The sequence below is a fragment of the Streptomyces sp. NPDC102279 genome, assembly GCF_044766365.1.
In the GTDB taxonomy this organism is placed as follows: Bacteria; Actinomycetota; Actinomycetes; order Streptomycetales; family Streptomycetaceae; genus Streptomyces.
Genome location: NZ_JBIWLU010000006.1, coordinates 123,476 through 148,645, shown reverse-complemented (window position 1 = coordinate 148,645; position 25,170 = coordinate 123,476). Strand labels below are relative to the sequence as shown.

At 72.1% G+C, this 25,170-nt stretch carries 22 protein-coding genes; 15 read left to right on the top strand and 7 right to left on the bottom strand.

Annotation, left to right across the window (positions count from 1 at the left end; genetic code table 11):
* Positions 1-31: 31 nt before the first annotated feature.
* Positions 32-1,648: an alpha/beta hydrolase gene (locus ACIRQH_RS16265; protein WP_388872898.1), complete on the bottom strand. Its 1,617-nt coding sequence runs from the start codon at positions 1,646-1,648 to the stop codon at positions 32-34.
* Between the two features lie 289 nt (positions 1,649-1,937).
* Here ACIRQH_RS16265 and ACIRQH_RS16260 point away from each other — a divergent pair, with 289 nt between their 5' ends.
* Positions 1,938-2,684 (top strand): chaplin, encoded by a 747-nt coding sequence (locus ACIRQH_RS16260; protein WP_388872895.1) that lies wholly within the window; start codon positions 1,938-1,940, stop codon positions 2,682-2,684.
* A 258-nt stretch (positions 2,685-2,942) separates the two neighbouring features.
* Positions 2,943-3,800 carry a GNAT family N-acetyltransferase gene (locus ACIRQH_RS16255; RefSeq protein ID WP_388872892.1) on the top strand — a complete coding sequence of 286 codons (858 nt, stop codon included), beginning with the start codon at positions 2,943-2,945 and terminating at the stop codon, positions 3,798-3,800.
* A gap of 55 nt (positions 3,801-3,855) precedes the next feature.
* Here ACIRQH_RS16255 and ACIRQH_RS16250 read toward each other — a convergent pair whose 3' ends face one another.
* Positions 3,856-4,605, bottom strand: coding sequence for an MBL fold metallo-hydrolase (locus ACIRQH_RS16250; RefSeq protein WP_388872889.1), 750 nt, complete (start codon positions 4,603-4,605; stop codon positions 3,856-3,858).
* Positions 4,606-5,190: 585 nt separating this feature from the next.
* Here ACIRQH_RS16250 and fusA point away from each other — a divergent pair.
* From fusA to ACIRQH_RS16205, 9 genes are all read left to right on the top strand, one after another.
* Positions 5,191-7,302, top strand: a complete 2,112-nt coding sequence (gene fusA, locus ACIRQH_RS16245) for an elongation factor G (RefSeq protein ID WP_404226313.1) — start codon at positions 5,191-5,193, stop codon at positions 7,300-7,302.
* A 213-nt stretch (positions 7,303-7,515) separates the two neighbouring features.
* On the top strand, positions 7,516-8,166 hold the full coding sequence (locus ACIRQH_RS16240; RefSeq protein WP_388872883.1) for a GntR family transcriptional regulator: 651 nt from the start codon (positions 7,516-7,518) through the stop codon (positions 8,164-8,166).
* Between the two features lie 75 nt (positions 8,167-8,241).
* The gene (locus ACIRQH_RS16235) at positions 8,242-9,030 is read left to right on the top strand and encodes a PIG-L deacetylase family protein (RefSeq protein ID WP_358822395.1); all 789 of its coding nucleotides are present in this window, start codon (positions 8,242-8,244) and stop codon (positions 9,028-9,030) included.
* The gene (locus tag ACIRQH_RS16230) at positions 9,027-9,737 is read left to right on the top strand and encodes a 4-carboxy-4-hydroxy-2-oxoadipate aldolase/oxaloacetate decarboxylase (RefSeq protein WP_388872877.1); all 711 of its coding nucleotides are present in this window, start codon (positions 9,027-9,029) and stop codon (positions 9,735-9,737) included. Before ACIRQH_RS16235 ends, ACIRQH_RS16230 begins: the two co-directional genes overlap by 4 nt.
* Positions 9,734-10,819 carry a 4-oxalomesaconate tautomerase gene (locus ACIRQH_RS16225; protein WP_388872874.1) on the top strand — a complete coding sequence of 362 codons (1,086 nt, stop codon included), beginning with the start codon at positions 9,734-9,736 and terminating at the stop codon, positions 10,817-10,819. Before ACIRQH_RS16230 ends, ACIRQH_RS16225 begins: the two co-directional genes overlap by 4 nt.
* A gap of 9 nt (positions 10,820-10,828) precedes the next feature.
* Positions 10,829-11,779, top strand: coding sequence for a catechol 2,3-dioxygenase (locus ACIRQH_RS16220; protein ID WP_388872871.1), 951 nt, complete (start codon positions 10,829-10,831; stop codon positions 11,777-11,779).
* 369 nt (positions 11,780-12,148) lie between these two features.
* A complete protein-coding gene (locus ACIRQH_RS16215; protein ID WP_388872868.1) occupies positions 12,149-13,477 on the top strand; it encodes an MFS transporter in 1,329 nt (442 codons plus the stop codon).
* Between the two features lie 163 nt (positions 13,478-13,640).
* Positions 13,641-14,417: a GNAT family N-acetyltransferase gene (locus ACIRQH_RS16210; RefSeq protein ID WP_404226309.1), complete on the top strand. Its 777-nt coding sequence runs from the start codon at positions 13,641-13,643 to the stop codon at positions 14,415-14,417.
* Positions 14,418-14,486: 69 nt separating this feature from the next.
* On the top strand, positions 14,487-15,398 hold the full coding sequence (locus ACIRQH_RS16205) for an NAD-dependent epimerase/dehydratase family protein (RefSeq protein WP_404226307.1): 912 nt from the start codon (positions 14,487-14,489) through the stop codon (positions 15,396-15,398).
* A gap of 92 nt (positions 15,399-15,490) precedes the next feature.
* Here the strand turns inward: ACIRQH_RS16205 and ACIRQH_RS16200 are convergent, their stop codons facing one another.
* The gene (locus tag ACIRQH_RS16200) at positions 15,491-16,372 is read right to left on the bottom strand and encodes a GNAT family N-acetyltransferase (RefSeq protein WP_404226305.1); all 882 of its coding nucleotides are present in this window, start codon (positions 16,370-16,372) and stop codon (positions 15,491-15,493) included.
* A gap of 168 nt (positions 16,373-16,540) precedes the next feature.
* Positions 16,541-16,804: a GlsB/YeaQ/YmgE family stress response membrane protein gene (locus tag ACIRQH_RS16195; RefSeq protein ID WP_355884296.1), complete on the bottom strand. Its 264-nt coding sequence runs from the start codon at positions 16,802-16,804 to the stop codon at positions 16,541-16,543.
* A 231-nt stretch (positions 16,805-17,035) separates the two neighbouring features.
* Between ACIRQH_RS16195 and ACIRQH_RS16190 the strand changes: the two genes are divergently transcribed.
* Positions 17,036-18,478, top strand: a complete 1,443-nt coding sequence (locus ACIRQH_RS16190; protein ID WP_404226303.1) for a hydrolase — start codon at positions 17,036-17,038, stop codon at positions 18,476-18,478.
* A 90-nt stretch (positions 18,479-18,568) separates the two neighbouring features.
* On the opposite strand, the gene ACIRQH_RS16185 is transcribed toward ACIRQH_RS16190, so the two are convergent.
* Positions 18,569-19,744, bottom strand: coding sequence for an ROK family protein (locus tag ACIRQH_RS16185; RefSeq protein WP_388934326.1), 1,176 nt, complete (start codon positions 19,742-19,744; stop codon positions 18,569-18,571).
* A 213-nt stretch (positions 19,745-19,957) separates the two neighbouring features.
* Here ACIRQH_RS16185 and ACIRQH_RS16180 point away from each other — a divergent pair, with 213 nt between their 5' ends.
* Entirely contained in the window at positions 19,958-21,412 is a 1,455-nt protein-coding gene (locus ACIRQH_RS16180; protein WP_388872849.1) for an APC family permease, read from the top strand.
* A gap of 213 nt (positions 21,413-21,625) precedes the next feature.
* Here the strand turns inward: ACIRQH_RS16180 and ACIRQH_RS16175 are convergent, their stop codons facing one another.
* Complete coding sequence (locus tag ACIRQH_RS16175; RefSeq protein WP_404226301.1) at positions 21,626-22,198, bottom strand: GNAT family N-acetyltransferase; 573 nt, start codon at positions 22,196-22,198, stop codon at positions 21,626-21,628.
* A gap of 138 nt (positions 22,199-22,336) precedes the next feature.
* Between ACIRQH_RS16175 and ACIRQH_RS16170 the strand changes: the two genes are divergently transcribed.
* Both ACIRQH_RS16170 and ACIRQH_RS16165 read left to right on the top strand, forming a co-directional pair.
* The gene (locus ACIRQH_RS16170; protein WP_358822383.1) at positions 22,337-23,872 is read left to right on the top strand and encodes an AMP-binding protein; all 1,536 of its coding nucleotides are present in this window, start codon (positions 22,337-22,339) and stop codon (positions 23,870-23,872) included.
* Positions 23,873-24,006: 134 nt separating this feature from the next.
* The gene (locus ACIRQH_RS16165) at positions 24,007-24,471 is read left to right on the top strand and encodes an SRPBCC family protein (protein ID WP_404226298.1); all 465 of its coding nucleotides are present in this window, start codon (positions 24,007-24,009) and stop codon (positions 24,469-24,471) included.
* A gap of 150 nt (positions 24,472-24,621) precedes the next feature.
* Here ACIRQH_RS16165 and ACIRQH_RS16160 read toward each other — a convergent pair whose 3' ends face one another.
* Positions 24,622-25,059, bottom strand: coding sequence for an SPW repeat protein (locus ACIRQH_RS16160; protein WP_358822658.1), 438 nt, complete (start codon positions 25,057-25,059; stop codon positions 24,622-24,624).
* Positions 25,060-25,170: the final 111 nt, after the last annotated feature.

Sequence of the window (25,170 nt, the reverse complement as noted above, 5' to 3'; positions counted from 1 at the left end):
ACCGTCCTTGCCCGCGGGGCGCCGCCAGGTGTCAGTCGTCCGTGTCCTCCGGGCCGCAGGAACTGCCGCTGTCCGGCAGGGAGCCGTACAGCAGGTAGTCGTCGACCTTCTGGTGCACGCACTTCGAGGAGGCGTATCCGGTGTGCCCCTCGCCCTTGTTGTCGAGCACGACCGCCGCGGAGCCGAGCCGTTCGGCGGTCTCCTGCGTCCACCGGTACGGCGTCGCGGGGTCCCCGCGGGTGCCGACGAGCAGCATCTTCGAGGTGTTCACGTCGCGGACGTCGTCGCGGATGTAGTCGGTGCCCTTGGCCCGGCCATAGCACATCAGGACCTGGGTGAGCCGGTACTGCCCGAAGACCGGGGACGCCTCCTCGTAGGCCGCGCGCAGCTTGCCCATGTCACGGGTGATCTCGTCGGCGCTGGGGCGATCGGGGTCGTCGGCGCAGTTGATCGCCATCAGGGCGGCCGGGAGGTTGTCGAGCGGGACTTCCTCGTCGTCCACGAGTCCACCGTGCTTCTGCTTGTCCCGGGCGTTCTCCCGGTGGCCGGCCTTCTCCCGGACGGGAGCCGACACGTCGGGCAGCGAGGCGCCGCCGGAGAGCTGGGTGAGTCCGTGCGTGTCGCCGTCCTGGATCAGCAGGCTCAGCGCCTGTTCGAGAGAGGGCCACATCTCCTTGCTGTACAGGGCCTGGCTGATCGACCCCACCAGGTCCTGCCCGGAGAACTCCTGGCCGTAGTCCGACGGCACGGGCTCGTCGTCGAGCGAGTCGACGAGCTGGACCACCTGCTCACGGGCGCTGCGGGCGTCCTGTCCGAAGGGGCAGGCCATGTTCTGCGTGCACCAGGTGATGAAGTCGTCGAGCGCCGTCTGCTGGCCCTCGGCGCCGGTCAGTCCCTGCTCGGCGATCGGCTCGGTGAGGGTGTCGACTCCGTCGAGCACCATCCGGCCCGTCTTCTTGGGGAACTGGGCCGCGTACACCGCGCCGAGCCGGGTTCCGTACGAGAAGCCGAGGTAGTTGAGCTTCTTGTCGCCCAGGGCCTGCCGCATGACGTCCATGTCCCGGGAGGCGTTGACCGTGCCGATGTGGGGGAGGACGGCACCCGAGTGCTGGGCGCACTCCTCGGCGGCCTTCTTCACCGCCTTGAGCGCCGACCGCACCGAGGCACTGTCGGTGCCCTCCGCGCTGTCGTCCGTGGCCCGGGATATGTCGTCGACCCCCTCGCCGCAGCTGACCGGCGAGGACCGGCCCACCCCGCGCGGGTCGAACGTCACCACGTCGTAGCCGTTGGTCAGTCCCATGAACTCCTTCCCGCCCAGGGCGAGTTGGGGTATTCCGGCACCACCGGGCCCGCCGAAGTTCAGCAGCACCGAGCCGCGCGAGGAGCCCGTCGCCCGGTAGCGGGCCAGGGCCAGGTCCAGTGTGCCGCCGTCCGGCTTCCCGTAGTCGAGGGGCACGGTGACCTTGCCGCACTGCAGATCCTTGGGCATGCCCTCCCCGTCGCAGGCCGCCCAGGCGACCTTCTGGCGGTAGAACCGGGACAGGTCGGGATCCTCGGCGGTCGCCGTCGTCGGCAGACCCGCCGCCAGCAGCGTCAGCGTCGCGGTCGCGGTTCCCACGACCGCGCAGCGTTGGTGCATGGACAGCATGCAAGCCTCCAGGGTCGCCCTGCGGTGGACCGGCGTACCCCCTGGATCACGATAGGCGCGGCCACGGAGGCACGCCTCCGGGCGGACTCTTCCGGCCCGCCGAGCGCGCGGGACCGCTCGGCGTGCCCTACTCTGCGTGACCGGTTCGCTCGGACGGGTCACGGTGGCAGTTCGATATGTCTGACGCTCGATGGGGTGAAAGACCGTTTAGCCATAACTCGGATGGGTCTTGTGCGTTTTAGGCAGTGCGGGTGAGTGCCCGTGACCTTGTCTGGAAGGCAGTGAACCTATGAAACGGGTGACCCGAAATGGTTTGATCGCCGCGGCCGCCGCCTCAGGCGCGCTGGCCGCGACCATGCCGGCCCACGCCGACTCGGCGGCGGACGGCACCGCGGCCGGATCGCCCGGGGTGATCTCGGGCAACACCGTGCAGCTTCCGGTCCACGTTCCGGTGAACGTGTGCGGGAACACGGTGAACGTCGTCGGTCTGCTCAACCCGGCCGCCGGCAACCGCTGTGCCGACGAGAGCGGCGGCGGGGCCCCGACCCGATCGTCCGGCACCCGGCGGAGCGTCCCGCCGGTCGCCCATGGTGACGCCGGCGGGCGCCACACGGGTGGGGCCGCCGGAAACGACCGGGGCGGCGCGGTCGCCCACGGCGGTGCGGAGAACTCGCCGGGCCTGCTCTCCGGCAACGGTCTGCAACTGCCGGTGCACCTCCCCGTCAACGTGAGTGGCAACTCCGTGACGGTGGTCGGCCTCGGCAACGCCTCCGTGGGGAACGAGTCCACCAACACCTCGGGCGAGCGGCCCGAGCCCTCGCGGCCCGGGAACCCGGCTCCGAGGCCGTCCGTCGCCCCGCCGGCCGAGCACCCCGAGCCCGCCGTGCCGGGCGAGCTGCGGACGATGGGTGCCTCCGAGGCCACCCTCGCCCACACCGGTGCGGACGGGACGCTGCCCGCTATCGCGGCGAGCGCGGCCATGCTGCTGGGCGGCGCGGTCATGTTCCGCCGGTTCCGCCCCGCCGCGGTGCGCTGACCGATCGCGGACAGGAGGCCCCACCGGACGGGTGACCGGCGGGGCCTCCCTCTCGTCCCCCGTCCGACTTGCCCCCGTCCTGGTCTCGGCCGAGTGCCTCTCCGCCGTCCGGGCGACACCGTGCGGACGTCCCGCGGGCTGGCCGAATCCCGTCGCGTACGAGGGGCTCGTCGCTGCCATCGACACGGAGATCGGCAAGGATGCTGCGCGTGCGTCCGGCGGGCGCACTCCGTGACCCCCACGCATTGGAGCGCCTCCATGACCTCTCCGGGACCCGACGGCCTCGTCGTCGCCCAGGCCTCGCCCGCGGACTGGACTGTGGTCACCGGCTGGGCGGCGGACGAGGGGTGGAATCCGGGGCTGTCCGACAGCGCGAGCTTCTTCGCCCAGGACCCCGAGGGGTTCTTCGTCGGGCGGGTCGACGGTGAGCCGGTCTCGGCCATCTCGGTGGTCAACCACGGCGCGCACTACGCCTTCCTGGGCTTCTACCTCGTACGCCCCGATGTGCGCGGACACGGCTACGGCCTCGCCACCTGGAAGGCCGCCCTCGCCCACGCGGGCGGCCGCACCGTGGGCCTCGACGGAGTGGTCGCGCAGCAGGACAACTACCGCAAGTCCGGGTTCGAACTCGCCCACCGCACCGTCCGGTTCGGCGGTGTGGTGCCGCCCGGCGAGGAACCGTCGGGAGTACGACAGGCCGGGCCCGCCGACCACGCGGCCATCGTCGCGTACGACGGGGCGTGCACCCCCGCCGACCGGCCGGCGTTCCTGGCGTCCTGGCTGACCACACCCGGCCACCGCACCTTCGTACGGCACGCCGACGACGGCCGGCCGACCGGATACGCCGTGCTCCGTCCGGCACGTGACGCGCTGCGCGTCGGGCCGCTGTTCGCGGACACCGCCGACGACGCCCGGGCCCTGTTCGCCGCGCTGGGCGCCGGCGCCGACGGCAGGGCGCTCGCCATCGACGTGCCCGAGACCAACGCCCCGGCCGTCGCGCTCGTCGAGAAGCTCGGCCTCGCCCCCTCGTTCGAGACGGCCCGCATGTACACCGGCCCGGTCCGGCCCTTCGCGACGGAACGCGTCCACGGGGTCACCACGTTGGAACTCGGCTAGCGCCCGTCGCGCGGAACGGACCCCGGCAGAGAGCTGAGTCGCCTGCCGCCGCCGGTCAGCCGGCGAGTTCCCGCGCGCGCCGGGCCGCCTCGCCGACCGGGCCGCGGTGCACGGGCCCGTGCCCCGGCAGCAGGACGTCGGCGTCCAGTCGCTCGATGTGCCGCAGCGAGCCGAGGGCGGTGGCGCGTTCGGTGTCGAACATGGCGGGCAGCAGTTGCGGGCCTCGGGTCCGCGACGTCGGATGACCGCTGACCAGCGCGTCGCCGGAGATCAGGACGCCCGCGTCCGGCAGGTGGAAGACGCAGTGGCCGGGGGTGTGCCCGGGCGTGTGCACCGGGACGGGGCGGCCGGGCAGATCGAGCGGCTCCGTTCCGGTGAACGCCTCCGGCTTCGCCATGCGGACGTCCGCCTTCCCGCCGGAGCGCAGCGCGCGCACCGCCCAGGGCAGCACACCGGGACGCCACGCCTGCAGCATCACCTCGCCGATACCCACCTGGTGGAGGAACTCGCGCCGCGCGTGCGGCACTTCGTCCTCGTGCAGCAGAACGGGTGTCCCGAACGCGCCGCTCAGGAACTCGGCGGAACCGAGGTGGTCGGTGTGCGCGTGCGTGATGAGGACGGCGGTCACTGCCTCGGGCCGGTGACCGAGGACCGCCAGCGACGCCAGCAGCTCAGGGCGGTCGCCGGGGTACCCCGTGTCGATCAGGGTGACCGACTCGCCTTCGCTGAGCACCACCCAGTTCGTGTCGCTGCCGTGCACCAGATGGACTCCGGCGGCTGCCTCGACGATCGCTTCCTCGCGCATGACCATCCCGATCCCGATGTTGAGGACGTGCCGCCCGACCGGCGGGCCGGGCCAGGTCGAACGTATCGCGAGGCCCCTGGCCCGAGCGGACCCGGCCCGGCGTACCGAGGCTGAACGAGCGCCCCACGCGGCGTACTTGAGGCGGCACGCCCGGGATCGGTGACGACGGGGTGCGGGCGGCCGGGGGCCGGGTGCGCCGGGCCGTGGTCCGGATCGGACACCGGGCCGGGAAATGGTGGTGCGCCCGGGCCTCCCAACTCCCTACACTCGCCACGGAATCACGCGCCGCCCGCCCGGCGCCGCGTGTCGTGACCGACGAGGGGAGACGGGCCATGCGTTACCGCACCGCTGTCGTCGTTCCCCGGTCACAGTTCGAGGTGATCCTCGTGTCTCCGGGAGCCCGGAACCGGCTGCGCGGCCGGAACCGGATGCCCGTGACGACCTTCTGACCTCCGCCCGCACGGCGGTGACCGCACGTCCGGTCGCCGTACTCCTGCCGGCCAAAGGCCCTCAACCGCCTGTTCACAGGCGTGTCGTACGGGAATCGCGCCGACCCGCTCCGGATCGTCCGAAAGGCCAAGGGCCGTGCGTACCCACCTGCACCGACACCTCACCGACTCCCTGACCGCCGTCCGCAACCTGGGCATCCTCGCCCACGTCGACGCCGGCAAGACCACCGTCACCGAACGGATCCTCTATGCCACCGGGACCACCCACAGACGCGGCGAGGTCCACGACGGCACCACCGTCACCGACTTCGACCCCCAGGAACGCGACCGCGGCATCACCATCTTCGCCGCGGCCGTCAGCTGCGCCTGGGACGGCCACCGGATCAACCTGATCGACACCCCGGGCCACGTCGACTTCTCCGACGAGGTGGAGCGCTCGCTCCGCGTCCTCGACGGTGCCGTCGCGGTGTTCGACGCCGTCGCCGGCGTGGAGCCGCAGAGCGAATCAGTGTGGCGGCGGGCCGACCGGCACGGAGTTCCGAGAATCGCCTTCGTGAACAAGCTGGACCGCGCCGGCGCCGACCTGGACACGGCGGTCGCGTCGATCCGTGAACGGCTCCATCCGGCGCCCCTGGTCGTCCAGTTGCCGATCGGCACCGAGGACGCCTTCACCGGAGTGGTGGACCTGCTGCGGATGCGCGCCCACGTGTGGGCCGACGGAGCCGAGTCGGCCGAGGAGGGGCCGGTGCCCGAGACGCTGACCGAGGAGGCGCACCGACGCCGCCGGCTCCTGGAGGAGGCGGTGGCCGACCTCCACCCAGGGGCTCTGGAGGAGTTCTGCACCCGGTCCACGGTCTCCGCAAAGACCCTGGCCGCCGCCCTGCGCGACCTGACCCGCACCGGCGAGGGTGTCGTCGTGCTGTGCGGCTCGGCCTACCGCAACCGGGGGATCGAACCCCTGCTGGAAGCGGTGGTGGCGTATCTGCCCTCGCCGCTCGACGTGCCCGCCGTACGCGGTACGCACGGCGGGGCGGAGCAGGAACGGGCGGCGGACCCGGAAGCCCCGTTCGCCGGGCTGGTGTTCAAGGTGAACGCCACGGCGACCGGACGGATGACGTACCTGCGGGTGTACGCGGGCACGGTGGAGAAGGGACAGGCGGTGACGGACGTGGGTACGGGACGCACCGAACGCGTCGGACGGATCCTGCGGGTCCGCGCCGACCGCTACGCGGAACTGGAGCGCGCCGTGGCCGGTGACATCGTCGCGGTGATCGGGCCGAAGTCCGCCCGTGCCGGGGCGACACTCTGCGACCCGGCGGCGCCGTTGCTCCTCGAACCGCCCGCCGTCGCGGATCCCGTCGTGTCCGTGGCGGTCGAGGCGCGCGGGAACACCGAGACCGGCCGTCTGGTGTCGGCCCTGACACGGCTGGTCGAGGAGGATCCCTCGCTGGTCGTCCGAACGGACGCGGAAACCGGTCAGACACTGCTGTCCGGTATGGGAGAGCTGCATCTGGAGGTCGCGGTGGAGAAGGTCCGGCGTGCTCACGGGCTCGACGTCGCCGTCGGGCGGCCTCGCGTCTCCTACCGCGAGACCGTGGCCCGCGGGGTGTCCGGTCTGGTGTACCGGCACGTCAAACAGGACGGCGGCGCGGGGCAGTTCGCCCATGTCGTGCTCGATGTCGAGCCGCTCGGGACCACCGCCCCGGACGGCGCCGAAGGGGGCGCGGCGGGCTTCGTGTTCCGTTCGGCCGTGGTCGGCGGACGGGTGCCGCAGGAGTACGTCCGCGCCGTGGAGGCCGGCTGCCGGGACGCGCTCGCCGAGGGTCCCCTCGGCGGTCACCCGGTGACCGGACTGCGCGTCACGCTCACCGACGGGGCGACCCATGCCAAGGACTCGTCGGAGATGGCGTTCCGTACGGCGGGCCGGCTCGGGCTCCGCGCGGCACTGCGCGCCTGTGCGATGCAGCTGCTGGAACCGGTCGTCGAGGTCACGGTCACCGTGCCCGGGGACGCGGTCGGCGGAGTGCTCGGCGACCTCGCGGCGCGGCGCGGCCGGGTAACGGGCTCGCTCGCCCGCGGAGGTGCGGCGGTCCTCACCGCCACCGTGCCGCTGGCCGAACTCTTCGGCTACGCGACCCGGTTGCGCAGCCGGACCCAGGGCCGGGGTGTCTTCACGACCCGGCCCACGGGCCTCGCACCGGCACCGGCGCCGAGTCCGACGGCCTCGGCGGGGGGCGCGGCCCGGTGAATGAGGGCGGGGGCGTCGCTCCCGCCCGACGTGACGGAACCGCCGCGCCGGAACACCTTCCGTGTTCCGGCGCGCGGAGAGACGGGGCCGTTCCCGGTGCGGGGGCGGACCGGCCGCCGGGGTGCGGCATGTCGGCAACATACCGAACAAAATTGTTGACAATCTTGTTGGTCTAGATTTACGTTCGACAGGCACTCACTCAGGGAGGGCGCAATGCAGAAGGAAGCCCGTCCAGGCACCGGCGAGCAGGCCAAGCAGCACGCGTTGGTGCAGTTGCGGCAGGCGATTCTGCGCGGAGAGATGGCACCGGCCCAGCGGCTGGTGGAGAACGAACTCGCCGAGCAGTTCGGTGTCACCCGGGCCAGCACCCGGGCGGCGCTGATCGAGCTGGAGACGGAGGGACTGGTCGAGCGCATCCGCAACCGCGGATCGCGGGTCCGGGTCGTGACCGTCGAAGAGGCGGTCGCCATCACCGAGTGCCGGATGGCACTCGAAGGACTCTGCGCGGCCAAGGCGGCCGTCGCGGCGACCGACGACCAGCTGGCCGAACTGGCCGAGCTGGGCGCCGCGATGACCAAGGCGGTCGCCGACGGCGAGCCCTTGACCTACTCCGAGCTCAACCACGAAGTGCACGCCCGGATCAGGGAGATCTCCGGCCAGCGGACGGCCGTTGAACTCCTGGAACGGCTCAACGCCCAACTGGTGCGCCATCGCTTCCAGTTGGCGCTGCGTCCCGGTCGTGCGCAGCAGTCCCTGAGTGAACACCTGGCCATGATCGAGGCGATCAGCGCCAGGGACCCCCAGGCGGCCGAAGCGGCCGTCCGCGCCCACCTCGGCAGCGTGATCGAAGCGCTGCGCGACTGACGTCCCGCGCGGCGACGCGCGGCACGACGGACATCCGAGGCGGGCGCGCACCTGTCCACCAAGGAGATCTCTGCCATGACGCTCGGCGACGCGCCCGCCTCCCCGGAACCCACGGCCCCACCGGGCCGGGGTGCACCCTCCGCACGGACGACCCTGGTCGTCACCGCGCATGCCGGAGACTTCGTGTGGCGGGCCGGCGGCGCCATCGCCCTGGCCACCTCCCGGGGCGAGGAGGTCACCATCGCCTGCCTCACCTTCGGCGAGCGCGGCGAGTCCGCCAAGGCGTGGCGCGCCGGCCGGAACCTGGAGGAGATCAAGGCGATACGCCGCGAGGAGGCGGAGAAGGCCGCCGCCACCCTCGGCGCCGAGATCCGCTTCTTCGACGCGGGCGACTACCCGCTGACCCCCACCGCCGAGCTCACCGACCGTCTGGTGGCGGTCTACCGCGCGACCCAGCCGGACGTCGTGCTCACCCACCCCACCGAGGACCCGTACAACGGCGACCACCCGGCGGCCAACCGCATGGCGCTGGAGGCCCGCGTCCTCGCCCAGGCCATCGGCTACCCCGGCGAGGGCGAGATCATCGGCGCCCCGCCCGTCTTCTACTTCGAACCCCACCAGCCCGAGATGAGCGGCTTCCGGCCCGAAGTGCTGCTCGACATCACCGAGGTGTGGGAGACCAAGCGCCGGGCCATGGAGTGCCTCGGCGCCCAGCAGCACCTGTGGGACTACTACACCGACCTGGCCGTACGCCGCGGGGTGCAGCTCAAGCGCAACGCCGGGCCCAACCTGGGTCTCGCCCACCGGACCATGGCCGAGGCGTACATGCGCCCCTACCCGCAGATCGCGAAGGAGCTGGCATGAGCGGCGTGATCGTCACCGGCCCACCGAAGGCGGACCCGAAGGACGTCGACGCGATCGCCACGTACGGCACCGCCACCGTGCACGAGGCGATGGGCCGCACCGGCCTGCTCGGCACCCGGCTGCGCCCCGTCCAGCAGGGCATCCGCGTCGCCGGCACCGCGGTCACCGTGCTCTCCTGGCCCGGCGACAACCTCATGATCCACGCGGCGGTGGAGCAGTGCGGCGAGGGTGACGTCCTCGTCGTCACCACCACGTCCCCCTCCACGGACGGCATGTTCGGCGAACTGTTCGCCACCGCGCTCCAACGGCGCGGTGTACGCGGCCTGGTCATCGACGCCGGCGTCCGCGACACCGGCGAACTGCGCACGATGGGCTTCCCCGCCTGGGCCGCCGCGGTCAGCCCGCAGGGCACGGTGAAGGCGACCGGCGGCTCCGTGAACGTCCCGGTCGTCCTCGGCGGCCAGATCGTCCGGCCCGGTGACGTGATCCTCGCCGACGACGACGGCGTGGTGTGCGTACCCCGTGAGGACGCCCGCCGTACCGCCGAGGCGGCCGAGGCCCGCGAGCGCAAGGAGGCACTGGCCCGCGCGGCCTTCCAGGAAGGCGAACTCGGCCTGGACCGCTACGGGTTGCGTGACACCCTGGCCCGCCTCGGTGTCACCTACACGCCCTACGAGGCCTACGTCCGGGACGGAGCCGCGCCGTGAGCGGGCCCGAGGAGCTGCGCTGCATGCTCCTGCGCGGCGGCACGTCCAAGGGCGCCTACTTCCTGGCCGGGGACCTCCCCGCGGAACGGGCGGAGCGCGACGACCTGCTGCTGCGCGTGATGGGCAGCCCCGACCCGCGTCAGGTCGACGGCCTCGGCGGCGCGCACCCGCTGACCAGCAAGGTGGCCGTCGTCTCGGTCTCCGCCGGCCCCGACGCCGACATCGACTACCTGTTTCTCCAAGTGGGCGTCGACCGGGCGGAGGTGTCGGACCGTCAGAACTGCGGCAACCTTCTCGCGGGAGTCGGCCCGTTCGCCGTCGAGCGCGGTCTCGTCGAGCCGGGCCGGGGACATACCTCCGTACGGATCCGCATGGTCAACTCCGGTGACCTGGCGGTCGTGAGCTTCCCCACCGAGGAAGGGCGCGTCGTCTACGCGGGCTCGGCCGAGATCTCCGGGGTGCCGGGGACCGCCGCGCCGGTGGTCGTCGAGTTCCCGCGGGGGAGCGGCCCGTTGCTGCCCACCGGCCACGCTCGTGACACCGTCGCCGGCACCGCCGTGACCTGCGTGGACAACGGGATGCCCACCGTGCTCGTCGCCGCGGCCTCGCTGGACGTCAGCGGCTACGAGGCTCCCAAGGACCTGGAGGAGGATCTCGCGCTGGCCGACCGGCTCCGCGAGATCCGCCTGGAGGCGGGCAAGCTGATGGGCCTCGGGGACGTCGAGAACGCCACCGTGCCCAAGGTGACGCTGCTGGCGCCGCCGCGCGCCGGGGGAGCCGTCACCACCCGCACGTTCATCCCGGTGCGCTGCCACACCTCCATCGGCGTCCTCGGCGCCGCGAGCGTCGCCGCCGGGCTGCGCGTGGAGGGCGGCGTCGGCAGAACCGTGGCCCGGCTGCCCGAACGCGGGGACCGGCTGCGGATCGAGCACCCGACCGGATTCCTCGACATCGAGTCCGGCCTCGCGCACGGCCCCGGAGGCGTCCCCGAGGCCGGGCGCACCGCGGTCGTCCGCACCGCACGCAAGATCTTCGACGGCACGGTCTTCCCCCGGCCGGCCGGAGCCGCACATCAACCCTGAGGAGGCCCCATGGCCCCGCCGCTCGGCGACATCGCCCACCTCGGGCACGTCGAACTGCTCACCCCCGACCTGGACGCGAGCGTCCGGTTCTTCACGGACTACCTCGGCCTGACCGAGAACGGTCGCTCCGGCGACTCCGTCCACCTGCGGACCTGGGACGACTACGAGCACCACAGCCTGACCCTCACCGCCCACTCCACCTCGGGCATCCGCCGCACCGCCCTGCGCGCCTCCAGCGAGGAAGCCCTCCAGCGCCGGGTCAAGGAGATCGAGGGCACCGGGCGGGAGGGCCGCTGGACCGACGACGAGCCGGGCATCGGCCCCGTCTTCGTCACCACCGACCCCGACGGCCACGAACTCGCCCTGTACTGGGAGAGCGAGTGGTACCGCGCGCCGGACCACCTGAAGCCGGGCCTGAAGAACCAGCCCCAGGCCAAGCCCGGTCACGGCGTCGGAGTGCGACGTCTGGACCACGTCAACTTCCTCGCCGCCGACGTGGCGGCCAGCGGCGACTTCGTCCGGGACGCGCTCGGGGCCCGCCCGACCGAGCAGATCCAGCTCGACAGCGGCAGGATCGCCGCACAGTGGCTGACGTTCAGCAACAAGTCGTACGACATCGTGTACACGGAGGACTGGACCGGGTCGAACGGACGGCTGCACCACATCGCCTTCGCCACCGACACCCGCGAGGACATCCTGCGCGCCGCCGATCTCGCCCTGGACACCGGCGTGTTCATCGAGACGGGCCCGCACAAGCACGCCATCCAGCAGACGTTCTTCCTCTACGTGTACGAACCCGGCGGCAACCGCGTCGAGTTGTGCAACCCGCTCACCCGTCTCGTCCTCGCCCCCGACTGGCCTCTGGTGACCTGGACCGAGAACGAGCGGAAGAAAGGCCAGGCCTGGGGGCTGAAGACCATCGAGTCCTTCCACACCCACGGAACGCCGCCCATCGGCTGAAGGGTCCGCCCACCCGGACCGGCGGTCGTCCACGGCTCGACGGTCGTCCACGCCCCAGCGGTCGTTCACGGCGAGGTTCAGGACAGCCGTTGTCGACCGATCGGTTGAGCGAACAGAACAGGCCAGTACGGGTGTACGGGCGGCACCGGACCGTGTGCCGCCCGCGCCCATTTCATCTGCTTCTCAGCTGGTCGTGGCACCGTCGCGAGGGTGGCCTGATTCCTCCCTGGATTGTTGACAAAAGCGTTGACACTCTGGAGTTCACTCCTTAGCGTCTAGCGCATCGCCGGGTCGGCCGCACGAGCCGCGCCGACCCGCATCCCCGATCCCCTTCCAGGGCCCACACCTCCTGGACGAGAGGAAACAACGATGTCCTCCTCCCTCGCCCTGCCCGCGCGCGGCGGCAGCAGAATGGCCGCACTGGTCGTCGGCCTCTGCTGGCTGGTCGTCCTCTTCGACGGCCTCGACATGTTCATCTACGGTTCCGTGCTGCCGCACATGCTGGAGACGAAGGCGCTCGGCATCGACCCCGGCAAGGCCGGCGACGTCGGCTCCTACGCCACCTTCGGCATGCTGATCGGCGCCCTGTCCTCCGGCACCGTCAGCGACTGGGTCGGCCGCAAGAAGACGATCGTCGTGTCGACCGCCGTGTTCTCCCTGGCCTCCGCCGTCTGTGCCTCGGCGTCCAGCCTGGGCGTCTTCAGCCTCGGCCGCTTCCTCGCCGGTCTCGGCCTCGGCGGTCTGCTGCCCAGCGCGATCACGATGGTCACCGAGTACGCCCCGCGAGGTCACCGCGCCCTGATCGTGGGCTCTCTGATGACGGCACACCAGGCGGGCGGCATCGTCGCCGGATTCGTCGCGCTCGGGACGGGCGACTGGCGGATCTCGTTCTGGATCTGCGTGATACCGCTGTTCGTCGGCGTCCCGCTGGCCGTCCGGTTCCTGCCCGAGTCGATGGCCTTCCTCCAGGCCAAGGGCCGCACCGACGAGGCTCGCGCGCTCGCCGACCGCTACGGCGTCGACCTCGCCGCCCGCGACACGGAACGCCGGGCCACGGCCGACCGCTTCAGCGCCCTCGCCGCCCTCTTCCGCGGCGGCCAGTGGGTCGAGACCCTGTTCTTCTGGCTCGCCTCCTTCGGCGGCCTCCTCCTCGTCTACGGCGTCTCCCAGTGGCTGCCCTCGCTGATGAAGGCCAACGGCTACAACCTCGGCTCCTCCATCGGCTTCGTCATCGTCATCAACCTCGGCGGCATCGTCGGCATGCTGATCGGCGGCCGGCTCACCGACCGGTTCGGCGGCTCGCTCATCTCCGCCATCTGGTTCGGCGCGACGGCCGTCGGCATCTACTCGCTGAGCGTCAAGATGCCGCTGCCCCTCACCTACACCGTCGTCTTCCTGACCGGCCTGTTCCTCTTCAGCGCACAGGCGATGATCTACGCGACGGTGGCGCACCGCTCCGAGGACGACAACCGCGCCACCGCGGTCGGCTGGACCTCGGGCATGGGCCGCTTCGGCGCCGTCTTCGGTCCCTGGCTCGGCGGGCAGCTCCTCGCCACCGGCTCGACCACGGCCGGCTTCACCGCGTTCGCAGCCGCCGGGGTCTTCTCCCTGGTGTTCGTCAGCCTGACCGGCCTGCGCCGCGTCAGGACGACACCGCCGAGCACCGCACCGCACCAGGAACTGACCGTCACCCGCTGATCCCGGCGCACTCGAGGGGGCGCCCGGGCGGAACCCGACGAGGGGTCCGCCCGGGCGTCGGCGTCCCCGGCCCGGGCCGCGCGGCGGGTGCCGGGCACTCCGCCAGGGCCCGCGGCCCGCAATCTCCGTTGCCCCGGAGGTCCCGGGGTGCTGGAGTGAGCCCATGGATCACGTAGCGGTACTTGCCCTGTTCGACCGGGACATGCGGGAGTCGGCACGCCCCGACGCGCCGGGCGCCCGGATCGAACGCGCCGGGCGTGTGGTGCGCCAGGTCGGGGCCGAGGGCGGATGGAACGGGGTGATCTGGTCCGACCTCGACGGCACGAACGCCGACGAGGCCGTCGCCGAACAGATACGCCACTTCACCGGCCTCGGCCGGGAGTTCGAGTGGAAGCTGTACGGACACGATCGTCCCGAGGACCTCGGCCGGCGGCTGCAGGGAGCGGGCTTCACCGCCCAGCCCGAGGAGACACTGATGATCGCCGAGCTGGGCGATCTGACCCTCGACGCCGAACCACCGGAGGGCGTCCGTCTGTTGCCCGTCACCGACCGCGCCGGAGTGGACCTCGTGGCCGAGGTCCACCAGCAGGCCTTCGGAACGGACAGCACCCGCCTGCGTCACCAGCTGCTCGCGCAGCTCACCGGCGACGCGGACACCGTGGTCGCCGTCGTGGCCCTGGCCGGCGACGTCCCGGTCAGCGCGGCCCGCATGGAACTCCTGCCCGGAGCGCGGTTCGCCGGACTGTGGGGCGGCGGCACCGTCGAGGCCTGGCGCGGCCGCGGCATCTACCGCGCCCTGGTCGCCCATCGCGCCCGCGTCGCGGCGGACCGGGGCTACCGCTACGTCCAGGTCGACGCCTCCAGCCAGAGCCGCCCCGTTCTCGCCCGACTCGGCTTCCAGCCGCTCACCACGACGACACCGTACGTCCACGAGGGGTGACGCCCGTCGCGGTGCCGGTGCGGCAGGCGCCGATGTCACATTCCGGCCCCCACGGTCCGTCGCATCGGCATGACCACGCACCAGAACATCCTCCTGGCCGGCGCGAGCGGCGTCCTCGGCCGGCACATCACCCGCGCACTGACCGAGGCGGGCCACACGGTCACCGGCCTCGGCCGGGGCCCGGCCAACGAGGTCCGCGCCGACGTCCTGGACCGCGAGGCGACGCTGCGCGCCGTCGACGGCCGGCACTACGACACCGTGTTCCTGGCCGCGACAGCCCTGAGCAAGGCGCCTCTGCGCCACCGGGACATGCGAGCCACCGACGCCCTGCGCGTCGACGGCACCGCCCACCTCGTCGAGGCCGCCCGAGCCACCGGCGCCCGCCGGATCATCGCCGAGTCGATGGTCTTCGGCTACGGATACGGCGATCACGGCGACCACGTCCTCACCGAGGACGATCCCTACGGCCCTCCAGGAACCACACCCGCGCTGGAGCAGCACATCGCCGCCATGCGCATCAAGGAGCAACTCACCTTTGGCGCCACGGACATGGAGGGGATCGCCCTCCGCTTCGGCCTGTTCTACGGCGCCGGAGGCACGGACGCCCTGCTGCCCATGCTGCGCCGGCGGCAGCTCCCCGTGGCCGACGACCACGGCCGGGTGCTGCCGTGGGTCGACCTGGCCGACGCGGCACGAGCGGTGGCCGCCGCGATGGACCGCGGCCGCCCCGGGGAGGCGTACAACGTCACCGACCGCACCCCGCTCGGTTTCGCCGCCCATGTCCGCGCCGCGGCCCTGGAGTTCGGCCTGCCGAGGCCGATGACCGTACCGCTGTGGACGATGCGGCCACTGTCGTACGCGCACGTGATGATGCGGACGGCGCTGCGCGCCACCTCGGCGAAGGCTGAGCGTGAGCTGGGCTGGACGCCCCTGCACGCGTCGAGCCGGGACGGCCTCGCCGCACTCAGGGCGGCGGTCTGAGCAGGGGCCGGGCCGCTCGGGCCGGGCGGGGCGTCACGGCATGTCAGGGGGCCCGGCCCCGGGTGGCTCACGCGTCCCGCCCGGGGAGCACGTCACAGAACCCGCTGGTACTCCACGGCCCGGTGCGTCGGCCGGTAGCCCAGGGCGTCGTTGATCGCGAGCATCGGTGCGTTGCTGTCGGCCGTGTCCGTGAGCAGGCCCGTCAGTTCCGGATACCGCTCACGGGCCAGCCGGATCGACTCCGCCTTCATCCACAGGCCGAGCCCGTGGCCCCGGTGCTCGGGCAGCACGCCCGTCCCGTAGTGCTGCGCGTCGCCCCGGCCGTCGCCGGGCACCACGAGCTCCGAGAACCCGACGACCGAACCGTCCGAGCGGTCCAGCACGGCCACCGTGTGCAGGGCCTCGCCGCGCTTGAGGACGACCTCGGCCACGGCCACGACCCGGTCCACGTCCCAGACGACGGTCCCGTGGTCGGTCTCCTCCATCGGCATGTCGTCCATGGCCCGCCGCGACAGGGCGAAGCCGGCCGCGAGCGCCGACGGGACCACACCGTCCCAGTGCGTCAACTCGTAGCCCGGATGCGGGCGTTCGGCGATCCCGTAGATCTGTGCGAGGTCGAGGTCCGGCAGCGGGAGCCGCGCGTAGGTCAGTGCCAGCACCTGGCTGAAGCCCCGTGCGGCGAGGAACAGGTCACCGGGGGAGCCGGTCGTGGCCTGGGCGACCAGTGACCGCCGTCCGTCGGCCCGCGCCGCCGCCGTCGCGGCGTCCAGGAGGGCACCGCCCACGCCGTGGCGCCGCTCGGCGCGGTGCACGGCGATCTCCAGCTCGGCGAGGTGATGCCGGCCCTCGTCGGTGAACAGCCGGACGAACGCCGAACCCAGCGGCGCTCCTTCGGCGTCCGAGGCCAGCCAGGCCAGGCGCCGGCTCGACGCCGCGGGCTCGGGATCGGTCAGCGGGGTGATGCGTGGCGGCAAGGTCGCTCCGGGGTGTCGGGCGTGCGGGTGGGAAGCCCGCAGAACGTAGCCGCACGGGAGAGCGCTCCGCAACGGAATTGACGGGAGCCCGCACGAGCGGTCCAGGCGGACCGGCGAACGGCCGCCGGGACCGCTCGTGCGGACTCCCGTCGTGTCGGTGGCGCCTGCTCAGCGGCGCGCCCTCGTCCGGTCCAGGGCCGCGACGCCCACGGCCGCGAGGCCGATCTGGATGAGCCACTCGATCCAGTCGACACCCTTGGTGTCGGCCACGCCGAACGCGGCGGCCACGCCCGATCCGATGAACGCGGCCACGATGCCGACCACGATCGTCAGCAGGATGCCGATGCGCTGGCGGCCCGGCACGACGAGCCGGCCCAGTATGCCGATGATGATGCCGATGACGATGGCGCTGATGATGCCTGAGATCTCCATCTCCGCCCCTCCAGGTCGGTCTCTCGCCGTTATGTGTCTGCCCTCTGCGGGCGGGAGCCAGTCCGCTCGGGGCCGGTCGCCGTGTCACAGAGCGGCCGATGCTCCCGGCGGCCCATGGTTTGGTCATGTACCGTTCAAACGCCTGCCGTGCCGGGGACGGTCAACTACCGTTCTACGCGCGCAGACTTGGCGCCCGCACGGCCTCTCCCCACCCCGACGGAGGTTTGCAGGATGCTCGGACTCGGAAGATCCCCCCGCATCACCACGGCACTCGCCGTGTTCGGACTGCTCGTCACGGGCGCCGCCGTCCAGGCGGCGACCGTCACCCCCGCCCACGCGGCCACCCCCCACCGCGTCCTGTTCGACAACGGCCACGCCGAGACCGCGGGCAACGCCGACTGGATCATCTCCACCAGCCAGCCCGACCCCCTCGGCCAGGACTCGACCCCGTCCGCCGAGACCGACTGGACCGGGGCTCTGTCCTCGTGGGGCGTCGCCCTGCAGAAGACGGGCGACTACAGCCTCAAGACGCTGCCTTCGGGATCGAGCCTCACCCACGGCGGCACGGCCGCGACCGACCTGTCGAACTTCGACGAACTGGTCCTGCCTGAGCCCAACACGCTCTTCACCACCGCCGAGAAGACCGCCATCATGACGTTCGTCAAGAACGGCGGCGGCCTGTTCATGATCTCCGACCACACCGGCGCCGACCGCAACAACGACGGATACGACGCGGTCGAGGTCCTCAACGACCTGATGAGCAACAACAGCGTCGACAGCACCGATCCGTTCGGCTTCTCCATCGACTCGCTGAGCATCGGCTCGGACTACCCCGCCGCGGTCGGCGACAGCACCGACGCGATCCTGCACGGCGCGCACGGCACCGTCACCAAGAGCCTCATCGCGAGCGGGACGACGGTCACCCTCAAGCCCGCCGACAACGCGGCCGTCAAGGGCCTGCTGTACCGCACCGGTTACTCCGGGAACACCGGCGCGTTCTTCGCGACCAGCACCTTCGGCAGCGGCAAGGTCGCCTTCTGGGGCGACAGTTCACCGATCGACGACGGCACCGGCCAGTCCGGCAACACGCTCTACGACGGCTGGAACGACACGGGCGCCACCAACGCCGCACTCGCCCTCAACGCCACCGACTGGCTCGTCGGCACCAGCAGCGGCGGTGGCGGTGGAGGCGGCGGGACCTGCACGGCCGCCCAACTGCTCGCCAACCAGGGGTTCGAGTCCGGCGCGACGTCCTGGACCGCGACCAGCGGCGTGATCACCGACGACTCCGGCGAGGCGGCCCGTACCGGTTCGTACAAGGCCTGGCTGAACGGCTACGGCTCGGCCAACACCGACACGCTCTCCCAGTCGGTCACGATCCCCTCGGGCTGCTCCGCGACCCTGAGCTTCTACCTCCACGTCGACACGGCCGAGACGACCACGAGCACCGCGTACGACACCCTCAAGGCCCAGGTCGTCAACAGCTCCGGCACCGTGCTGGCGACCCTCGCCACGTACTCGAACCTGACCGCCGCCTCGGGCTTCACGCAGCGGACCTTCAACCTCGGTACCACGTACGCCGGACAGTCGGTCGGCGTCAGGTTCACCGGTACGGAGGGCTCCACCCTGCAGACGTCGTTCGTCCTCGACGACACGGCGCTCAGCGTGAGCTGAGCGCACACCGGTACATCCTGGGAGCGGGTCCGGCATCGGGCCCGCCCCCAGCGCCGATCGCCGCCCGGTCCTCCGCGCCGGCCGCGTCTCTCAGGGAGCCGAGCGGCGTTCGAACACCACGTCGCGAGCCGTGCCCAGTGCCGTGGCCACCGCGCCGAGCAGGACCGCGTCCTCGCCCAGCCGGCCCGGCACGAGCCTCGGGCGCAGCGGCGTGAGGGTGCGCAGGGTCTCGCTGACGGGCGCGAGCAGCAGGTCGACGCTGTGGCCGACGCCGCCGCCGAGCACCACCAGGTCGGGGTCGAGCACCGCCGCGGCGGCGGCCACCGTGTGCGCGATCCGCTCGCCTTCGAGCCGTACCGCCTCCACCGCGGCCGGGTGTCCCTCGCGCGCCGCGTCGAAGACCGCCTTCGCGGTGAGGTGCCCGGTCATGCCGAAATGCCGTGCCGCCTCGACCACGGCCACCCCGGACACCGCGTCCTCCAGCGTCCCGGGCTTGTGCCGCCCCGGCCAGGGCAGGAAGCCGATCTCGCCGGCCCCGCCGTGCGCCCCCGTGAACAGCCGCCCCTCGCTCACGATCCCCATGCCGAGACCCGTGCCGATCATGATGTACGCGAAGAGCCGGCTGCCCGCCCCGACCCCGTAGGTGTACTCGCCGAGCGCCGCGAGGTTGGCGTCGTTGTGCACCTCCAGCGGGATGCCCAACTCGTCGCGCATCCGGTCGAAGAGGCCCGCCCGACCCCAGCCGGGAAGGTGCATCGCGTACCGGACGCGGCCCTGTTCCCCGTCGTACACGCCCGGCGTGCCGACCACCGCGTGGGCCACGTCCCGCGCACCGGAGTCCGTGACGACCTGACGGGCCGTGGCGACCACCAGGTCGGCCATCGCCCCCGAGGTGCGGGCGCGGTTGCGGACATCGGCGCGGGCGACCACCGAGCCGTCGAGGTCGGCGACCGCGAGACGCAGCCAACTGCGGCCGATGTCGATGCCGAGGGCGTAGCCGGCCGCGGGGTCGGGCGCGTACAGGACGGCCACCCGGCCGCGCTCCGGCGCGTGGGTGCCGACCTCGTGGACGAGCCCCGCCTCCTCCAGGGCGGCGAGCGCGCTGGAGACCGTGGGTTTGGACAGGCCGGTCTCCCGGGCGAGCTGGGCCCGGGAGGCGGCCCCGCCGGTGCGCAGCCGGTCGAGGAGCAGGCGTTCGTTGGTGCTGCGCAGCCGCTTGCGGTTCCAGGTCGGTTCTCGCTGCTCTGCGGCTTCGCTGGCGGGCATCGCACCATTCTCACGCATTCATGACACCCCCTTGACGCATCTAGTAAGGCTCCTTAACTTTATCGGCCGGTCGACGTTCGCGTTCGCCCTCGCCGAGTGGAGGGCGATCGCACGCCGGCCGGTCACCCGTCGCGCCCGATCCGCCCGGGCGGCCGTCGTCCAGGCGGGCCGTCACCCCGTACCGCTCGCCGTGCCGTGTCCCGAGGAGGACCCATGTCCGGTAGCCCGCCACCCGACGGCGGATTCGTCCGCCGCGTCGGCCTGTTCCAGGCCACCGCCATCAACATGAGCCAGATGTGCGGCATCGGGCCGTTCGTGACGATCCCGCTCATGGTCGCCGCGTTCGGCGGCCCGCAGGCGGTCATCGGCTTCGTCGCGGGCGCCGTGCTCGCGCTCGCCGACGGACTCATCTGGGCCGAACTCGGCGCCTCCATGCCCGGCTCCGGCGGCAGTTACGTCTATCTGCGCCAGGCCTTCCAGTACCGCACGGGACGCCTCATGCCGTTCCTGTTCGTGTGGACGGCGATGCTCTTCATCCCGTTGATCATGTCCACCGGGGTGGTCGGATTCGTCCAGTACCTGGGCTACCTGGCCCCCGGCATGGGGCGCACCACCGGCGACCTCGTCGGGCTCGCCGTCATCCTCCTCGTCGTCCTCCTGCTGTGGCGCGGGATCGAGCACATCGCCCGGATCACCGCCGTCATGTGGGCCGTGATGATCACCTCCGTCCTCCTGGTGATCATCGCCGCGGCCACGCACTTCAGCGCCCACCTGGCGTTCACCTACCCGGCGCACGCCTTCGACCTGTCGGGCAGCCACTTCTGGATCGGCTTCGCCGCGGGACTGACCATCGGCATCTACGACTACCTCGGCTACAACACCACCGCCTACATGGGCGCCGAGATCAAGGACCCCGGCCGCACCCTGCCCCGTTCGGTCATCTACTCGATCCTCGGCATCATGGCGATCTACCTGCTGCTCCAGATCGGCACCCTCGGAGTCGTCGACTGGCACCGGATGACCGACCCCGGCGACATCGCCTCCACCTCCGTGGCCTCGGCCGTGCTGGAGGAGACCTGGGGCAAGGGTGCGGCGGACACGGTCACGGTCCTCATCCTGATCACCGCGTTCGCCTCGGTCTTCACGGGGCTGCTGGGCGGCTCGCGCGTGCCCTACGACGCCGCCCGCGACCGCGTCTTCTTCCGCCCCTACGCGAAGCTGCACCCGAAGCACCGCTTCCCGATGCTCGGCCTGGCCACCATGGGCGTGATCACCGCGATCGGGTTCCTCATCGGCCGCCACACCGACCTCGCCACCCTGATCCAGCTGCTGACCACCGTCATGGTGATCGTCCAGGCCCTCGCCCAGATCGTCGCCCTGTCGGTGCTGCGCAGGCGGCAGCCGGGACTGCGGCGCCCGTACCGGATGTGGCTCTACCCGGTACCGAGCCTCTTGGCCCTCGTCGGCTGGCTCACCATCTACGGCTACGCCGACAAGAACTCCCCGGGCCGCCACCCCATCGAGTGGTCGCTGGCCTGGCTCCTCCTCGGCCTGGTCGCCTTCGTCGTCTGGGCACGCCTGGAGAAGGTGTGGCCGTTCGGCCCGAGGGAGATCAGCGAGGAGTACCTGACGGCACCCGCCCCGGAGACGGAGCCCGCCGGCGCGTGACGGCGCGGACGCCTCCGGACGACGGACACCGGGGGCGTCCGGCCTGTGCCGGCGGCCTCGGTACGCGCGGTTCCGGAGCCGCCCGGTCGGAGGCGACCGCGTACGGGCAGGGCCGGCCCGGCGCGAACACCTGGGTGCCGGGGCCGCGGCCCGCGGCCGGCCCGGCACCCGGTGCGGACCTGAGCGTGCCGGAGCCGCTGTTCGCCCGGGCCGTCACCCGTACGGCCCCTCGCCGTCCGCGGAACGGCTCCAGGTCCGCAGGACGACGTCGCGGCCCTTCGCCGTACGGACCACCGGGTCGTCGTCGGCCAGGAAGAAACCCGCCGACCTGGCGACCCCTTCGCTCGCGGCGTTCCCGTCCTCGATGCACAGCACGACGCGTCGCCCGCCGACGTGCCGGCGCGCGAAGTCCACGGCGAGCCGGACCGCGCGGGTCGCGAGGCCACGGCCGCGGTGGGCCGCCCCCACTCCGTACGCGAGCTCGACATCGCGCTCGTCGCCCGAACCGGGGAACAGCAGGATCTCCCCCCGGGGCAGCCCACCGTCCGTGGTGATGGCCAGTTGTACCGCCCGCCCCTCGGCGCTCTTCTGCTCGGCGGCCGCGAGGTAGGCGAGCGCCGCCGCCGTGTCGAACGGTGAGGCGACCGGAGTCCACCGGTCGATTTCGGGATCGTCGTAGAGGGCGACGAGATCCGCCACGTCGTCGTCGGACCACTCCCGCAGGAGCAGCCCCAGTCCGTCGATGCGCAGCGGCCCGGGGAAGTGGAACGTCGGTCGGCTGTTCATCGGACGATCCTTACGCGTCGGGCGGACGGCGGCCAAGAGCGCCTCGTGGGGCACGCCACCCCGACCGGGGGCTGTCCGGATGCGCTGAGGCATGGCCAGGATGGACCCTGGACTTGTTCGGATCGTCGGGAGGCCTTGATGTTCGTCCCTTTGGGGGCCCGTGATTTCCTGGACCGCGCCGTCACCGTGTACGGCGACCGTGTCGGCGTCGTCGACGAACCCGACCAGCCCGCCGAGGCCTGGGAGGGCCTGACGTACCGGCGCGTCGGGGAGCTGGCCAGAGCCCAGGCCGCCGGGCTCGACGCCCTGGGGGTCCCGCATGGCGCGCGGGTCGCCGTCGTCTCGCCCAACAGCGCCCGGCTGCTCACCTCGTTCTTCGGCGTCAGCGGCCACGGCCGGGTACTCGTGCCGGTCAACTTCCGTCTGACGGCGGACGAGGCGAGCTACGTCGTCGAGCACTCGGGGGCGAGCGTCCTGCTCGTCGACCCCGAACTCGCCGACCGTTTCGAGGGCGTCGCCTGCAAGCACCGGTTCACCCTCGGCGCCGCGGCGGACGCCGAGCTGTACCGCTTCGACACGGAACCGGCCCCCTGGGACGCCGACGAGAACGCCACCGCGACGATCAACTACACCAGCGGCACGACCGCACGGCCCAAAGGCGTCCAGATCACCCACCGCAACATCTGGATCAACGCCACGACCTTCGCCCTGCACGCGGGCGTCACCGACCGCGACGTGTACCTGCACACCCTTCCGATGTTCCACGCGAACGGGTGGGGGATGCCGTTCGGCATGGCGGGCCTGGGCGTTCCCCAGATCGTCCTGCGGAAGGTCGACGGGACGGAGATCCTGCGCCGGGTGGCCGAGCACGGCGTGACCGTGATGTGCGCCGCGCCCGCCGTCGTCAACGCCGTGCTGGCCGCCGCCGGTTCCTGGGAGGGCGAGATCCCCGGCCGTGACCGGGTCCGCATCATCGTCGCCGGTGCCCCGCCGCCCACGAAGACCGTCGCGCGCGTCGAGTCCGAACTGGGCTGGGAGTTCATCCAGATCTACGGCCTCACCGAGACCTCGCCGCTGCTCACCGTCAACCGCGCGCGGTCCGAGTGGGACGAACTCGCCCCGCAGGCCCGGGCGGAGAAGCTGGTTCGCGCCGGCGCCCCGGCCCTGGGCGTCACCCTGCGCACCTCCGCCGACGACGAGATCCTCGCACGCTCCAACGTGGTCCTGGAGGGCTACTGGGAGCAGCCCGAGGAGACCGAACGGGCCCTGGCCGACGGCTGGTTCCACACCGGCGACGGCGGATCGATCGGCGAGGACGGCTATCTGACGATCAGCGACCGCAAGAAGGACGTGATCATCACCGGTGGTGAGAACGTCTCCTCCATCGAGGTGGAGGACACGCTCTTCAGCCATCCCGCCGTCGCCGAGGTCGCGGTGATCGGCGTACCCCACGAGAAGTGGGGCGAGACCGTCATGGCCCTGGTGGTGCTCGCGCCCGACGCGGAGGCGACCGAGGACGAACTGATCCAGTACTGCAAGGAGCGCCTCGCCGGTTTCAAGGCGCCGACCTCGGTCGAATTCCGGGACCAGCTGGCGCGGACCGCCACCGGCAAACTCCAGAAGTACAAGCTGCGCCGGCCGTACTGGGAGGGACGCGACCGAGGCGTCAACTGACCGCGTACGGACCGCCCCGGTTCGACCACCGAGACCCGCCGGCGCTCCACGAGACGCGGGAGCGGTCGATCGACAGGTTCGAGCGCCCGCCGCCGCGTGTGCCGACCGCCCTCAAGGAACGAGCCGAGGAAGCCATGAACGACAAGCCGGAGTTCGAGTACGTCACCTACATCCGGAGCGCCCCCGAGAAGGTCTGGGACGCGCTCACCGACGCCGACCTCACCGCGGCCTACTGGGGCCACAGCAACATCTCCCCGGACTGGCGGCCCGGCTCGCGCTGGGAGCACCGGCGCACGGACGGTTCCGGCGTCGCCGACGTGGTCGGCACGGTCGTGGAGAGCGAGCGGCCGACCCGGCTGGTCACCACCTGGGCCGCTCCCGCCGGCGAGGGCGACGAGGACGCGTACAGCCGTGTCACCTTCGCCGTCGAGCCGTACGCCGACATCGTCCGGCTGACGTTGACCCATGAGGACCTGCCGGACGAGGACGCGCGACGCGAGGCGGCCTCCGGCTGGGCGGCGGTCCTGTCCAACCTGAAGTCCCTGCTGGAGACCGGCAGTCCGCTCCCGCAGGAACCGTGGCTCATGCCGAGCCGCTGAGGCCGGCCGGAACCCGGCCGCTTTCCCGGCCGGGCGCGCTTGGAGCCCCGGCGGGGACGGCGGCCGGGTTCCGGCGAGACGGCCGGCCCGCGTTCCCGGCGGGCCGGCCGGACCTTCCCTTCGCTGTTCCGTCGCGCCACCTGACGGGCGCTACCTCCGGGCGCCTCTGGTCGCCGTCAGCGCGCACACCGCTCCTAGAGCCACGGCGAGCGCGCCGATGATGATGCTGTTGACCACCACTCCGGTGTCCGGGCTGGTGCCGACGATCCACGGCGAGATGATCATCCACGCGCCCATCGCGCAGATCGCCCAGCTGAGGCCGTACATCCGCTCCGGAGTGACGGTGAACCCGAGGGCCAGCAGCGCTATCGCGATGCCCATGATCAGGTTGTGGGTCGCCAGTGCGGACTGGCTCGACGTGTAGTGCAGGATCCACGGCGACACGGCGCAGTACAGGCCGAGCAGGAACACCGGCCCGTCCACCAGCGCGACGTCGCGGCCCCCCATCACGCGGTCGTACCGGGCACGCATCTCCGATGCGTCGGGGTGGCCGGTGATGTCTCCCGTGTGATGCGAGACGTTGGCCATGACTCGTCTCCTCCGATCTGGTCCGATCCGATCTCCACGGCCGGACCGCGCCCGAAGGGGGTGCGGTCAGGACCGCCTCCCTTCAGTCTGCTCTTATTTCTCCCTTATGTG